This window comes from Paenibacillus sp. GCM10023252 (genome assembly GCF_042653305.1).
Taxonomy (GTDB): Bacteria; Bacillota; Bacilli; order Paenibacillales; family Paenibacillaceae; genus Pristimantibacillus.
Genome location: NZ_JBHSHW010000021.1, coordinates 272,614 through 286,907 on the forward strand (window position 1 = coordinate 272,614; position 14,294 = coordinate 286,907).

The following is a 14,294-nucleotide window of genomic DNA, read 5'->3' on the forward strand; positions in this document are numbered from 1 at the left end:
GCCTAATGTCCAATCAGACAGCTCCCTTCACTATTCCAGGAGCGATTGGCAAGCTGATATCCGGAACAAGCTTGACCCGTGAAGAGTCCCGTGCGGCTATGCAGGTCATTATGAGCGGAGAGGCAACGTCTGCTCAGATTGCCGGCATCATGATTGCCCTTCGGATGAAGGGTGAGACGAGAGACGAGATTACCGGCTTCGCCGAAGTGATGAGATCCTACTCTAGTCATGTGAAGACGGAGCAGGAAGGTCTGCTGGACACTTGCGGCACCGGCGGCTCCGGTATTCATAAGTTCAACATCTCAACCGCGTCGGCTATCATTGCTGCCGCTGCAGGTATTCGTGTCGCGAAGCATGGCAATCGTGCCATGTCAGGCAAGACGGGAAGCGCAGATGTGCTTGAAGCGCTGGGCGTCACCATCACGCTTACTCCAGAGCAGGCGGCTGCATGCCTGAACGACATTGGCATCTGCTTCATGTTCGCTCAGCTGTATCATCCTTCGCTGCGCCATGCGTCTGCTCCTCGGAAGGAGCTGGGAGTCCGCACGATCTTCAATATGCTTGGACCGCTGACGAATCCTGCTGGAGCGGATCGCCAGCTGCTAGGCCTATATGACCGTGATCGGACCGAGACGGTAGCGGAGGTGCTCGGCGAGCTCGGACTGAAGCGGGCGATGGTCGTCAGCAGCTACGATGGCCTGGATGAGATCAGCATCTCATCCCCGACGCAGATCTCCGAACTGCTTCATGGCGAGGTTCGAACGTATACGATTACCCCGGAAGAGCTGGGCTTAACGACGAGGCCTATCAGTGAGGTGTTAGGCGGCGAGCCGGCGGTTAATGCAGCAATCATTCGCCGCGTATTCAGCGGGGAGGAGACAGGCGCCTATCGGGACATCGTCCTCGCGAATGCCGGCGCCTGCATCTACATTGGCGGATCGGCGGAATCGCTCCAGCATGGCGTTCAGGTGGCTGCACAAGTCATCGACTCCGGCAGTGCGGAGCAGAAGCTTCAGCAGCTTATTCATACGACAGGAGAGTTGACTCATGTTTCTTGACAAGATCGTAGCGACCAAGCGAGAAGAAGTCGCATCACTAGCCACCAGCTTCAACCTATCTCGAATTGAGAGAGACATCTCGAATCTGCCTCCATGTCTAGGCTTCGAGCGTGCCTTAGGCGAAGGTCAGCGCAAGCGCCGTTCGATGGGATTAATTGCAGAGGTGAAGAAGGCGTCTCCTTCGAAGGGATTGATCCGTACGGACTTCCACCCGGCTGAGCTGGGGGCTGCATATGAGGGGGCAGGGGCGGATTGTCTATCCGTGCTGACTGACCGCGACTACTTCCAAGGGTCCAATGCGTATCTGATGGCCGTTCGTGAACGAGTGAACCTTCCGCTGCTGCGCAAGGACTTCACCATCGATTACCGCCAAGTGTATGAGGCACGCACGATTGGGGCGGATGCGATCCTGCTCATCGCTGCGATCTTGAAGCGGACAGAGCTGTCGGAATTATTCGATATCGCGAAGTCTATTGGCCTGGATGTACTCGTTGAAGTGCATGACCGGCGGGAGCTGGAGACGGTGCTGGAGCTGGATAAGGCGAAGCTGATCGGAATTAACAACCGCGATCTGAAGTCGTTCGTCACGAATCTAGCGACGACGGAAGAGCTGATTGGCTATATTCCTGAGGGTGTGACGGTCATTAGCGAGAGCGGCATTGCAAGTACGGAGGATGTTGCTTACCTGCGCGAAGCCGGAGCGCATGGTCTGCTCATCGGCGAGCACTTCATGCGTCATGCTGATGTAGCTGAGTCGGTTGAGGCGCTGCTCGGCTCGGTAGACGGGAGATGACAAGCCGACCAAGGGTGAAAATCTGCGGGCTGAGGGATGCTGCGACGATTCAAGCGATGGAGGGACTTCCGTTCCATGAGCTGGGATTCGTCTTCGCGCCAAGCAAGCGGCAGGTGACAGCGGAACAGGCGGCGGTGCTGATTGAGACTGCTGGCAGGATGAAGACAGCGGAAGGTGCCGCACCGGTAACGGTTGGTGTATTCGTGAACACGACGCTGGAGGAGCTTCGAGACGTGCTAGCAACTGCGCCTCTGGATGTCGTTCAGCTGCATGGGGAAGAGAGTCCTGAGCTGTCGCGTTCTATACGCGAGGGGCTTGGCGTGAAGGTGTGGAAGGCGTTCCCTGCGCTGGCTACAGCTGAAGGATCTAAGCGTCTGGCTGCGTATGCAGGTGCTGTAGATGCGGTGTTAGTGGATACGGCCGGCGGCGGAACGGGACAGACCTTCGATTGGAAGCAAGTAGCCGCATATGAGCAAGCAGCAGCTGCGATTGGAGTTCCTCTCTATATAGCCGGCGGATTGCATCCGGGTAATGTTGGGGAGCTGCTAAGCGATGCCAGTCCGGCAGGAATCGATGTGTCCAGCGGAGTTGAGAAGGACGGCGTGAAGGATATAAGCAAGATTACTATGTTCTTAAGGAAGGTGTTGGAAGCATGAACCAAGTACCAGATGGGAACGGAAGGTTCGGCAAGTTCGGCGGCCGCTACGTACCCGAGACGTTAATGAACGCTCTGCTTGAGCTAGAGGAAGCTTATGCCCACTACTCGAAGGATCCCCAGTTCCAGGAAGAAGTCCGCTACCTGCTTCATAAGTACTCTGGACGTCCAACCTCCCTCTATTATGCGGAGCGTCTCAGCGAGCATCTCGGCGGAGCGAAGATCTACTTGAAGCGCGAGGACTTGAACCATACGGGCGCTCACAAGATTAATAATACAATTGGACAGGGCTTACTCGCCAAGCGCATGGGCAAGACGAAGATTATTGCCGAGACCGGCGCCGGCCAGCACGGGGTTGCTTCCGCAACGATTGCTGCACTGCTAGGACTCGAATGCAAGGTGTTCATGGGGGAAGAGGATACGAAGCGCCAGCAGCTTAACGTCTTCCGGATGAATCTGCTGGGAGCAGAGGTCGTACCGGTCACCTCCGGGACGAAGACGCTTAAGGATGCGTGTAATGAGACACTGCGCTATTGGGTCAGCCATGTTGAGGATACTTACTATATTCTTGGTTCGGTAACCGGCCCTCATCCATATCCGATGATTGTACGTGACTTCCAGCGGATTATTGGGGATGAGGCGCGCGAACAGATTCTGAAGGCGGAGAACCGCCTGCCAGACTACGTCGTAGCCGCAGTAGGAGGCGGAAGCAATGCGATGGGCATCTTCTACCCATTCGTGGAGGATGCATCCGTTAAGTTCGTCGGCGTTGAAGCCGCCGGCCGCGGGGTGGATACCGATGAGCATGCCGCTACGATGACGAAGGGGCGGCATGGGGTTTTTCAAGGGTCGCTTAGCTATGTGCTCCAGGATGACTATGGGCAAGTACAGCCGGCGCATTCCATCTCGGCTGGTCTTGATTACCCGGGGATTGGACCGGAGCATGCCTACCTGAAGGATACGGGCAGAGCCGAGTACTTCCCGATTACAGATGCGGAAGCGCTTGAAGCGCTCCAGCTGCTCTCCCGCAAGGAAGGCATTATTCCCGCGCTGGAGTCGGCCCATGCGATCGCACAGACGATGAAGCTCGCTCCAACGCTGGATAAGGACAAGGTCATTGTCGTGAGTCTCTCCGGCCGCGGGGATAAGGATGTTGAAGCGATTATGGGCTATCTGGGAGGAGGTGCGGGACGTGAATCACATTGATGCTGTATTCGCGAAGCTGAGAGAGGAAGGACGTACTGCCCTCATTCCATTCCTGACGGTCGGGGATCCGGATGTCGCAACGACGGTAGCGATTATTCAGAAGCTGGAAGAAGCCGGCGCGGATATGATTGAGCTTGGTGTTCCTTACTCCGATCCGCTAGCTGACGGTCCCGTCATTCAGCGAGCTTCGGAGAGAGCGCTCAGCGGACGTCCAATCTCTATCGTAGACTGTATCGAAGTGGCCTCGCAGGCGAGAGAAGCGGGGGTGAAGCTGCCATTCATCCTATTCTCCTATTACAACCCTGCCTTGCAGCTAGGTCTGGACCGATTCTTCGAGCTGGTGAAGGGCAATGAGATCAGCGGACTTATTATCCCGGATCTTCCAATCGAGGAGGACGGGGAAGTGCGGGAGATGGCGGAAGCGGCAGACATCCACCTCATCCCGCTCGTTGCTCCAACATCAGCTGAGCGGGTTACCCGAATTGCGAAGAAGGCGCGAGGGTTCGTCTACTGCGTATCCTCGCTCGGAGTAACGGGTGTGCGTGCGGACTTCCATACGGGCATTGATGAGTTCCTGAGGGCAGTTCGCCAAGCGACAGATGTGCCGATTGCTGTCGGCTTCGGCATCTCCACCCGTGAGCAGGTGGAGCGATTCGCCAAGCTGAGTGACGGCGTTATTGTAGGCAGTGCTATCGTTAGACAGATTGAAGAAGCGCTGCCTCTGCTTGCTGACCCTGCTTCAAGAGAAGCGGGACTGCAGCAGATTGGCGACTATGTCGCTAGTCTGAGAGTGTAGAACCACGCGGAATAGAGCCTCTGACGTACGCGTCGGGGGCTTCTGCATGCACGGCTAGCCGATTGAATTAGTCTTGGAAAGAACGCTTAGATGTGAGACAATGATTCCACTATAGGAAAAGAATACAAGAGGTGATCCTACGAATGCAGCCCAAAAGCAATATTATTCATCTTCCCGTCTATCAGCCAGGCAAACCGATAGAGGATGTGAAGCGAGAGCTTGGCTTGGAAGAAGTCATTAAGCTTGCCTCGAATGAGAACCCGTTCGGGTGCTCTCCGCTGGCGAAGGAAGCGATAGTGCAGGAGATCAGCAACGTTAGTCTGTATCCCGACGGTGCGAGTGTCGAGCTGGCGGCAGCACTGGCGAAGCAGCTGGATGTTCAGCCCAATCAGCTCATCTTCGGAGCAGGCTCCGATGAGGTCATTCTGCTGCTAGCCCGCGCCTTCCTCGTTGCTGGCGACGAGACGATCATGGCAGATGAGACGTTCCCTATCTATCGGCATAATGCGGAGGTCGAGAACGCCCGCGTCATCGAAGTTCCGCTGAAGGACGGCAAGCATGATCTGCCAGCGATGCTGGCGAAGGTAACCGATCGCACGAAGCTGATCTGGATCTGCAACCCGAACAATCCGACAGGCACCATCGTGACTGCTGCGGAAGTGGATGCATTCATGAGCCAGCTGCCTACTCATGTGCTTGCCGTATTGGACGAGGCATATTGCGAGTATATTGATGATCCGGAATTCCCGAATGGAATTGAGCTGCTGAAGAAGCACCATAACCTCATCCTGCTGCGCACCTTCTCCAAAATATACGGACTCGCCTCCCTGCGCATCGGGTACGGAATCAGTCATCCTGATATTATTCATTATATTAATCAGGTTCGAGAACCGTTCAATACGTCTCGCTTCGCGCAAGCGGCAGCCAAGGCCTCGCTTGCAGATGCCGACTTCATCCGCTATTGCAGACAACAGAACGCGGATGGAATCGCCTATCTGTACAAGGAGTTCGATCGTCTCGGGCTCTCCTACTTCCCAGCCTATGGCAACTTCGTCATGTTCGATGTGAAGCGCCCATCAGGCGAGATCTTCGATGCGCTGCTGCGCAGAGGCATTATCTCACGTGCTAGATGGACCTATTATCCAACACATATCCGCATTACAGTAGGCAGCAAGGAGCAGAATGAGAAGTTCATTCATGCACTGGAGCAAGCTCTGCAAGAAGCGGCGGTGCACGGATAACGTATGACGACTATCGCGATATTCGGAGTTGGACTGATCGGAGGGTCGCTGGCCCTCTGCTTCAAGGGGAAGCCCGGAATTACGGTCATCGGGCACTCCGTGCGTCCATCCTCCGCAGCCAAGTACATCCAGAGAGGCGTCGTGGATCAAGCGACGACGTCTATGCAAGAGGCAGCTGAACAGGCTGACTATATCTTCCTATGCGTTCCGGTCGGCAATCTGGAAGAGTATGTGGCAGAGTTAAGCCGCATCCAGTTGAAGCCCGGATGCATTATTACCGACGTCGGCAGCACGAAGGCTTCGGTAGCTGAAGCCGCTCGCAGGCTGCAGTTGAACGGGGCAGTGTTCATCGGAGGTCATCCGATGGCCGGCTCTGAACGATCTGGGGTAGAGGCGGCTTCCTCCCATCTATTCGAGAATGCTTATTATGTCCTTACGCCGGATGAGACCACCCCAGCGGAGGCCATGGACAAGCTGAGGACGCTGCTTCACTACACGAAGGCGCATATTGTCACCGTAGGGGCGAAGCAGCATGATGATATTGTTGGAGCAATCAGCCATCTGCCGCATATCATTGCCGTAGCTCTCGTCAACCAGATTCGGGGCTATAGCGAGCAGGATGGACTATACGAGTCTCTTGCGGCAGGCGGCTTCCGCGATATTACGCGTATCGCCTCCAGCGACCCGGTCGTCTGGAGAGACATCCTCGTTAATAATCGAAGCGTGCTGCTCTCACTGCTCAAGGACTGGAACGAAGAGACGTCACGGTTCGTGCGCATGCTGGAGAGTTCAGATGGAGAGGCCATCGAAGAGGCGTTCCGTATGTCCGGCGAGTTCCGCAGCCGGATGCCTGAGAGGCGCAAGGGGATGATTCATTCGACTTATGACTGCTATGTGGATATCCCTGATGAGCCGGGCATTATAGGCCGTATTACGACGGAGCTGGGCAATCACCATATCTCTCTGAGCAATATCCAGATTAGCGAGAGCAGGGAAGATATCCCCGGCGTGCTGCGCCTATCCTTCCGCAGCCAAGATGATCTGGACGGAGCGATGGGGCTGCTTAGCAAGTTAAGCTACGACGTACACTTGTAAGCATTCCATTCGACCGCGGGCAGCTGAACGTGCAGCAGCAGCTCGCGGTCGAAATTTTTTTATAAAAAAATGAAAGCGCTTATTGACAAGTTGGAAGCGTATCCATATAATAAAGGTACAGTATGGTTTCTCTCCACTCCTATCCAAATCATTCGCACTTTGTGCGGGCCACCAATAGGTGGTCTTTTTTTTTGTCTATTTTCAGGAGACGGGACGAGAGCACTATGTTACAATACAAAAGACAACTTCACATGTAAATATATGGTTAACGAAACAAATTGGACATATGACCGCAACTTTTCTCTTCCGATTCGGTACAATAGGTATCGGATAGGGAAGAAATCCGCAGGTGAGGAGGTTCGCCTGTCATGACCGATTCCCAGTTAATTCGTGAGATTAAGGACGGCAATGTACAGCTCTATTCGGAACTGATGCGGCGCTACCAACGCAAGATCCTTGCCTTCATCTATCATATGCTGAAGAGCGCGAAGCTCGAGCTCATGGCAGAAGACCTGTGCTCTGAGACCTTCTACAAAGCCTATCGAAGTCTGCATTCGTTCCGCGAGGTGGATGCATCCTTCTCAACCTGGTTATATACGATTGCCCGCAACACCGTCCTAAGTGAGCTCCGCAAGGGGAAGTCAGGTCACGTGTCGCTTGATGAGATTGGGGTAGAACCCATCTCTCGTCCAGATACCGTACCCGAGCAGCATGTCCTGCGTAATGAACGAATGGCTATGGTCAGGGAAGCGATTAACAATCTGCCTGAGAAGCAGCGTTCCGCCCTTATTCTTAGAGAGTATGACCAGCTGGACTATCAGGAGATTGCGGGAATATTGGGACAGACGGTCAGCTCCGTGAAGTCTCTGCTCTTCCGTGCCCGAGCGAGCGTGAAGTCGCAGCTGGAGCCTTACTTCGGACAATCACCGATAATGGAAGAATACGAAGGGATGAAGTTGTGATGAATTGCAATGAGGCGCAGGACTTATTCGCTGAGTACTGGGATCTAACCCCCGGTCACAGCCGACGTGAGGCGGTCGATTCGCATCTGCAGCATTGCAGCGACTGCCTGAGCCAATTCAAGCTGTGGGAAGAGAGTGAAGAGCTCATCCGGCGGCTCTCTATGAATGATGAACTGATAGGACCTATAGATCATGTGAATCGGGAAGTCATGGATCGGATCTATGCTGAGGATTCCTGGCTGCTGCCCGTGAACCATAAGAGCTACCAATTCTCTCGGCACTTCCGCCGCAATCTTGCTATTGTTATTGCAAGCTGCTTGGCCATGTTCGCGTGCGGCCTCTTCTTCTTCCTATTCGGCGCTGATCAGTCGGCTACCGAGGAGCAGATGGCTACTCTGACTGGCCTTATGGACACGGCTAACGCTTCAGGAGATGGAGCCTTCATCCAGGCAGAGTTCTCCACTGAAGTCCCTGTTGCAAGCATCAGTGATCCCTTCGTGCTTCAAGTAGTGCCGACTTACCCTGGCTACTGGGTGGCCTTATCTCTGCTAGGCGTCATTATGACCTTACTCATACTGAACTGGCTCTCACGGACAAGGAACTAGATGAAGACCCACATATTCAGCAGACCTGTTGAGGAATCAACAGGGTATTCGTGCGGCACGGGCTGTATGGCCAGCATGGATATTAGATATTAGAATTGGAAGACGAATGGAGTGGATGCAGATGATTATAGGTCTCGTGCGACATGGACAGACCGAGTGGAATGCCCTTGGCCGCATTCAGGGCCAGACGGATATACCGCTTAATGAACAAGGCATGAAGCAAGCAGAGGCGCTGGCTGAGCGCTTGCTCAAGGACGGGCAGCAGCAATGGGATGCCGTCGTGTCCAGTGACTTGCAGCGTGCCTATAAGACCGCGGAGATCATTGCGGACAAGCTGGGCATCCCCTTGCTGCCCCCGGATGTCCGGCTTCGTGAGCGATACTTCGGTGAGATTGAAGGTACGACTGAAGCGGAGCGCCTTGAGAGATGGGGAGCGAACTGGCATACCGATGAAGGAGTGGGCAGAGAGACCGATGAGGCTGTACGGGAACGAGGAGGAGACTTCTTACTTCAGTTGCCCTATGGTCCCGCAGACAGGGTACTGGTCGTTACCCACGGGAGCTTCTTGGCACAGCTAATGGCCCATATGTGTGCTCACTTGGATAACCAGCATATCGGCAATATGTCCTATTCCATTATGGAATACAAGGATGAAGTGTGGACGCCGCTGCTTCACAATTGTACGAGACATTTGCCTAAGATAGTCTGAGAATCTAGATTGAACAGGGAACCTATCCTGTTCAATCTTTTTTTTTCGTACAAGAGTAGGAATCCTGGTTCAAGGTGGTTTGAAATGAGAGGAAATGTCCCATAATGGTATTAACTTAAGGCTTGCATAGACAACATTGCTAGAAGTAGAAGGCAGCGCTTGCTGGAATGATGACAGGAGGGGGCAGAGATGAACTTAGCCGACATGCTGGGATTCGCGGATACACAGCAGCTTAGCCGAATTGCAGATGTCTATCAATGTGAATGCAACAGGCATTCGAAGAACGAGCTGATTCAATCCATTCTCGGTGCGGTCAGCCGAAGAGAGGTGTTCGATGCGCAGATCTCCGCCATGCCCATTGAAGACCTACGGTTCCTCAGCTCCTTGCTGTTCGAGTCTAGAAGCTCCTTCAGCCTGGAAGAGTTAATTGCGAGGGTGCAGCAGAGCAAGTTCCCAGAGCCTCCGCAGGATGACAGCCCCTCGGCGGCGGGGAAGATGAGACGGTCTAAGTCAAGCAAGACGAGCAGGAAGAGCAAGGAAGTGAAGGAAGTGTCTCCGAGAGACGTCGTCATTCGCTTCAAGCATCAAGGCTGGCTGTTCAACGGCTTCAGCGGAGCGAATCGGTATCTATTCCAGGTTCCTATGGATCTGAAGGCAAGATTGCTGGATACGATGAAGCGCCGCTTCCAATCTGCCTTAACGTACACTGATGAGCCTCATGTGTATCGGGATGAACAGGGCATCATGGTCGATGACATCAGGCAGCTGCTTCATTATATACACCATAATGAAGTGCAGTTGACGGCGGAAGGCTCGATGTACAAGCGGTTCATACAGGCTATTCTAGATCGGCTAGGGGTGAAGGAAGAGCTTCCTGGTCGAGGGGAATGGCGGTTCGGATATGGCCGCCACTTCAATATGTATCCGAATCGAATGTCCTTGCTGTATGACTACTGTTACTATGCCAAGTACATTCAAGAGACCGAATCGAACCTGACACTAACTCCTAAGGGAGAAGAGAGGCTGCTTCATCAGAGTCTCACAGAGATGGAACAGCTGTATCGGTTCTGGCTAAGAATGTACAAGGCCCCGATCCCATCCTTATTGTCTCTGGCTCATTGGATCAACAGCATGGCATCAGAGTGGGTAACGGTCGACTCCGTACAAGCCGTGCTAAGCCCCTACATCAAGCCCTTCTACTACGACAGCTCAGAAGCAATCTTCCAGCAGAGGGTCATGGGGATGATGCTTCATCTTGGCTTACTCCGAATAGGAGAGCATGAGACTTATGGACCTGTCATGCGAATGACGATAGCAGGCAAGGCGATCATGGCCGGTGTCAGCTTGGATGAGAAGGATCCGATCGTGCTGCATTGACAATGGCGAATGTGATTGGTAGAATCTCCCCACCTAGTAGGATAGAACACAATTAGAGAGGGGAAATGATATGCTAATCCCGTATGGAGGCATTGTGCCAGTCTTACACCAGTCTGTCTATGTTGCAGAAGGAGTTAAGCTCATCGGAGAGGTCTCCATTCAAGCAGACAGCACGATTTGGTTCAACAGCGTGCTTAGAGGAGACCTTGCTCCTATTCGTATCGGCTCAAGCTGTAATATTCAAGATGGCTGTATCGGACATGTGAATACGAATCAGCCGCTCCTCCTTGAGGATGAAGTGTCGGTCGGGCACGGGGCAATCATCCATGGGTGCCGCATAGGCAAGGGCACATTAATTGGAATGGGGGCCATCGTACTTAACGGCGCCGACATTGGTGAATATGCTTTAGTAGGAGCCGGTTCTATTGTAACGGAAAATCTAACCATTCCACCCTATACTCTTTCTCTCGGAGCACCCGCCAAAGTCGTAAGAGAATTAACCGATGACGATCTGCAGCGTATGAGAAGGACGATGGAAAGCTACGTGGCCAAAGGAAAAGAATATAGGATCTCTTAAACGCCGGTTTGGAGGTGCATCCTATGGACAAAATGAAAGTAACGTACGAGGCAATGCTGGGCTTGACGGCCGAAATGGTATTGGATGAGGCGGTGCTGAAGTTCCGCACAGATAAGATCTATCATGCAATTGACAGAGCGCTTGCCGCTGGTGACGAGGATTCATTCCATCGGCTAGCTTCAGAGCTGAATGTCATCAAGTCTGACGGATTATATCGGACATCAAGCTCTTAGACAGGAATGAGCGATAAGCTTCCCGGATGGTAGATTGGCTGCTGAAGTTAGCCGGTCTCGCAAGAAGGGAAGTTTTTTTGGCTTTTTCACATATACGAGGGCAATAGATTGGCAAATTCACTGGAAGCGGGTAACATAGATAAGGATGTCTGACCTGAAGAAACGGCGGTGCTAAGAGATGAAGTTCAGTGATATACCAAGCAGCAAATGGGAACAATTAAAGCCATATCTGGATACTTGCTTGCTGCCAATTACCGGATTGACTGGCGGAGAGCCTCCCTATGAAGCTACCCATGCGCTTGAGCAGCTTAGAGACCTGATGGACTTGATTGAGATTCCGTTCAAGGGAAGGGTTGTTACTTATCCTGCCTGCCATTATGTCGACGCGGGAGGCGGAACGGACATGCTGGACAAGCTGTGCACAGCTATCCGAACGATCGGATTCCGACACATCATTGTAGTCACCGTGAGCAGTGAGCTTAGCCCGCATTCCGGTGCTGACTTATGGATCAGCCCTGGCGAGGACGGTCTTCTACCTGAAGCGGGAAGTGTGTCGAATGCTGTACAAGCGTTGTGGAATGGTTTAGGGGCGTAGGGTACACCCTCTCCCTTGCATAAAGAATGGAGGTTTGGGGGAGAACAAATTCCATACAAGGTCAATTGTGACAAAATGTTAACAAATTGAGGATCGTTAATTTTATCCGCATTCAAAACACCGGCCAGATTCTTGACGCTCCTAAGCACCTAAGCTATTATAGGTATGTCCTAGTTCGTCATGCGTTTTGCCGATGGGCAAGACGCGAGAAACGGTTGGCAAAGGGGGTAGAACAGAAGATGAGTAACAACGAACATCAAGAAACCGCGCACCGACCGGTTCAGCGTAGAGAGATGTCTAGGCGTCAATTTTTGTCGTATACGCTCGGTGGCACCACTGCATTTATGATGGGCGGAGCAGTGCTGCCAATGGTCCGGTTCGCCGTGGATCCGTTGCTAGAGAAGAAGGCAGACGGTACATGGGTGAAGGTTGTAGAAGAGAGCAAGATTACCGCAGAGCCTCAGGAATTCACATTCCAGATTCATCAGGTCGATGGCTGGTATGTGAGTGATCCTAAGCTGACTGCATGGATCTCCAAGGATGCGAATGGCGAGATATTCGCTCTATCTCCAGTGTGTAAGCACTTAGGCTGCACGATTGGCTGGAATGTGAAGGGACAGAATGAGTATGATTGCCCATGCCATGATGCCCGCTACACCAAGGATGGGAAGAACCTGACGGTTGCTCCGAATCCGCTGGATGAATATGAAGTGAAGAAGCAAGACGGCTTCGTCTACTTAGGTCCAATCAAGCCGAATACACGAGTCAAATAAGGAGGGCGTACTTCAGATGTTTAAAAATGTATACAACTGGATTGACGAACGTCTTGATATTACGCCATTGTGGAGGGACGTTGCTGACCATGAAGTACCGGAGCACGTTAACCCTGCTCACCACTTCTCCGCATTCGTATATTGCTTCGGCGGACTGACGTTCTTCATTACCGTAATCCAGATTCTGTCCGGTATGTTCTTAACGATGTATTACGTTCCGGATATTATTAATGCCTATGCCAGTGTTGACTACTTGAACCATAAGGTCGCGTTCGGCGGCATTGTTCGCGGTATGCATCACTTCGGCGCCAGTCTAGTTATAGTTATGATGTTCCTACATACGCTTCGCGTATTTTTCACAGGCTCATACAAGGCCCCGCGCGAGATGAACTGGGTGGTCGGCATGCTGATCTTCTTCATTATGCTGGGACTCGGCTTCACAGGATACCTGCTTCCGTGGGATAACAAGGCTTACTACGCAACTAAGGTCGGTGTTCAGATTGCCGAATCCGTTCCGGTGCTTGGTCCATATATCGCGAAGTTCCTGTATGGAGGAGATATCGTAGGTGCGCAGACGCTGACACGCTTCTTCGCTATCCACGTATTCTTCTTGCCAGGCGCACTTCTTGCGATGCTGGCCGCGCATTTCATCATGATTCGGAAGCAAGGTATTTCGGGACCACTTTAAGCGAAGGGAGGCTAACTAATGGCACACGGTCACAAATCGAACGAGAAAGTCGTTTTCGTCGGAGACTCCCGCGTCAAGAAAGGCGCAGGACAGCAAGTTCCTCCAGACTATACGGCCTTTCCCGGCAAATCGGAAGCCTTCATCCCTAACTTCCTGCTCAAGGAGTGGATGGTCGGCTGCGTGGTCTTGGTCGGATTCTTAGTCTGGACGATTGCAGAACCTGCACCGCTCGGCTATCCAGCGGACCCGACGAATGCGTCATTCATTCCGATGCCGGACTGGTACTTCTTGTTCCTGTATCAATTCCTTAAATATCCGTACGTATCTCAAGATTACATTATATTAGGTACCCTTGGCGTTCCTGGAGTATTGTTCGGCGGCTTGCTGCTGGCACCATTCCTGGACACAGGCAAGGAGAGACGGTTCTACCGCCGTCCAATCGCATCCTCACTCATGTTCCTCTCGCTCATTGCTTGTATCTATCTGACTGTCATCTCATGGCATCACTATGAGGAGCAGCTTAAGATTACGAACACGATTCCTGAGCATCACGAGCGGGAACATAAGGCAGAGGAAGCGGCTGCGAAGGGCGAAGAGCCGCCTAGCGCGGCGAAGCCTGAAGCGGCTGCAGTTCCAATCGTTGAGAAGAACGATCCTGCCTATGCGGTAATGGAGCAAGCTAAGTGTCTGACCTGTCATGCTGTCGATATGCAAGGCGGCGGCAATATCCCTGCACTTACAGGTGTAGGCGATCGATTAGAGAAGGATCAATTAGTAGAAGTCATTACGAACGGCAGAGGCAACGGAATGCCTGCCTTCGCAGACCAGCTGTCTGCTGAAGAGATCGATCAAGTAGCTACTTGGTTGTCCAAGCAGAAGGCTCCGGCGGAATAGCTTATTGTCACAATGGATTGCCACAAAAAACCTGATC

17 protein-coding genes are annotated in these 14,294 nt (G+C 52.8%); all 17 read left to right on the forward strand.

The genetic code is table 11. The features are described 5' to 3' along the window. Positions 1 to 5 precede the first annotated feature (5 nt). The 17 genes from trpD to ACFO9Q_RS12375 all read left to right on the forward strand — a co-directional run bounded on the left by trpD (position 6) and on the right by ACFO9Q_RS12375 (position 14,257). Entirely contained in the window at positions 6 to 1,058 is a 1,053-nt protein-coding gene (gene trpD / locus ACFO9Q_RS12295; RefSeq protein WP_379182751.1) for an anthranilate phosphoribosyltransferase, read from the forward strand. Beyond that, on the forward strand, positions 1,048 to 1,851 hold the full coding sequence (gene trpC, locus ACFO9Q_RS12300) for an indole-3-glycerol phosphate synthase TrpC (RefSeq protein ID WP_379182308.1): 804 nt from the start codon (positions 1,048 to 1,050) through the stop codon (positions 1,849 to 1,851). Before trpD ends, trpC begins: the two co-directional genes overlap by 11 nt. After that, entirely contained in the window at positions 1,848 to 2,507 is a 660-nt protein-coding gene (locus tag ACFO9Q_RS12305) for a phosphoribosylanthranilate isomerase (RefSeq protein WP_379182310.1), read from the forward strand. Before trpC ends, ACFO9Q_RS12305 begins: the two co-directional genes overlap by 4 nt. Then, complete coding sequence (gene trpB / locus ACFO9Q_RS12310) at positions 2,504 to 3,712, forward strand: tryptophan synthase subunit beta (protein WP_379182312.1); 1,209 nt, start codon at positions 2,504 to 2,506, stop codon at positions 3,710 to 3,712. The genes ACFO9Q_RS12305 and trpB overlap by 4 nt, the downstream gene beginning before the upstream one ends. Continuing rightward, positions 3,699 to 4,508, forward strand: coding sequence for a tryptophan synthase subunit alpha (gene trpA, locus ACFO9Q_RS12315; RefSeq protein ID WP_379182315.1), 810 nt, complete (start codon positions 3,699 to 3,701; stop codon positions 4,506 to 4,508). Before trpB ends, trpA begins: the two co-directional genes overlap by 14 nt. A gap of 143 nt (positions 4,509 to 4,651) precedes the next feature. Further along, positions 4,652 to 5,749 (forward strand): histidinol-phosphate transaminase, encoded by a 1,098-nt coding sequence (gene hisC / locus ACFO9Q_RS12320; RefSeq protein ID WP_379182317.1) that lies wholly within the window; start codon positions 4,652 to 4,654, stop codon positions 5,747 to 5,749. A 3-nt stretch (positions 5,750 to 5,752) separates the two neighbouring features. After that, on the forward strand, positions 5,753 to 6,844 hold the full coding sequence (locus ACFO9Q_RS12325) for a prephenate dehydrogenase (protein WP_379182319.1): 1,092 nt from the start codon (positions 5,753 to 5,755) through the stop codon (positions 6,842 to 6,844). 368 nt (positions 6,845 to 7,212) lie between these two features. Continuing rightward, the gene (locus ACFO9Q_RS12330) at positions 7,213 to 7,806 is read left to right on the forward strand and encodes an RNA polymerase sigma factor (protein ID WP_379182321.1); all 594 of its coding nucleotides are present in this window, start codon (positions 7,213 to 7,215) and stop codon (positions 7,804 to 7,806) included. Then, complete coding sequence (locus ACFO9Q_RS12335) at positions 7,806 to 8,411, forward strand: anti-sigma factor family protein (protein ID WP_379182323.1); 606 nt, start codon at positions 7,806 to 7,808, stop codon at positions 8,409 to 8,411. The genes ACFO9Q_RS12330 and ACFO9Q_RS12335 overlap by 1 nt, the downstream gene beginning before the upstream one ends. Positions 8,412 to 8,439: 28 nt before the next feature. Then, entirely contained in the window at positions 8,440 to 9,120 is a 681-nt protein-coding gene (locus tag ACFO9Q_RS12340) for a histidine phosphatase family protein (RefSeq protein ID WP_379182325.1), read from the forward strand. Positions 9,121 to 9,309: 189 nt separating this feature from the next. Next, a complete protein-coding gene (locus ACFO9Q_RS12345; protein WP_379182327.1) occupies positions 9,310 to 10,497 on the forward strand; it encodes a hypothetical protein in 1,188 nt (395 codons plus the stop codon). 70 nt (positions 10,498 to 10,567) lie between these two features. Beyond that, complete coding sequence (locus ACFO9Q_RS12350) at positions 10,568 to 11,074, forward strand: gamma carbonic anhydrase family protein (protein WP_379182329.1); 507 nt, start codon at positions 10,568 to 10,570, stop codon at positions 11,072 to 11,074. Between the two features lie 23 nt (positions 11,075 to 11,097). Beyond that, entirely contained in the window at positions 11,098 to 11,307 is a 210-nt protein-coding gene (locus ACFO9Q_RS12355) for an IDEAL domain-containing protein (RefSeq protein ID WP_379182331.1), read from the forward strand. Between the two features lie 178 nt (positions 11,308 to 11,485). Continuing rightward, positions 11,486 to 11,902, forward strand: a complete 417-nt coding sequence (locus tag ACFO9Q_RS12360) for a DUF2487 family protein (protein WP_379182333.1) — start codon at positions 11,486 to 11,488, stop codon at positions 11,900 to 11,902. Positions 11,903 to 12,141: 239 nt separating this feature from the next. Next, positions 12,142 to 12,675: a ubiquinol-cytochrome c reductase iron-sulfur subunit gene (locus tag ACFO9Q_RS12365; RefSeq protein ID WP_379182335.1), complete on the forward strand. Its 534-nt coding sequence runs from the start codon at positions 12,142 to 12,144 to the stop codon at positions 12,673 to 12,675. Between the two features lie 16 nt (positions 12,676 to 12,691). Continuing rightward, the gene (gene qcrB / locus ACFO9Q_RS12370) at positions 12,692 to 13,363 is read left to right on the forward strand and encodes a menaquinol-cytochrome c reductase cytochrome b subunit (RefSeq protein ID WP_379182338.1); all 672 of its coding nucleotides are present in this window, start codon (positions 12,692 to 12,694) and stop codon (positions 13,361 to 13,363) included. Between the two features lie 18 nt (positions 13,364 to 13,381). Further along, the gene (locus ACFO9Q_RS12375) at positions 13,382 to 14,257 is read left to right on the forward strand and encodes a c-type cytochrome (RefSeq protein WP_379182340.1); all 876 of its coding nucleotides are present in this window, start codon (positions 13,382 to 13,384) and stop codon (positions 14,255 to 14,257) included. Positions 14,258 to 14,294 lie beyond the last annotated feature (37 nt).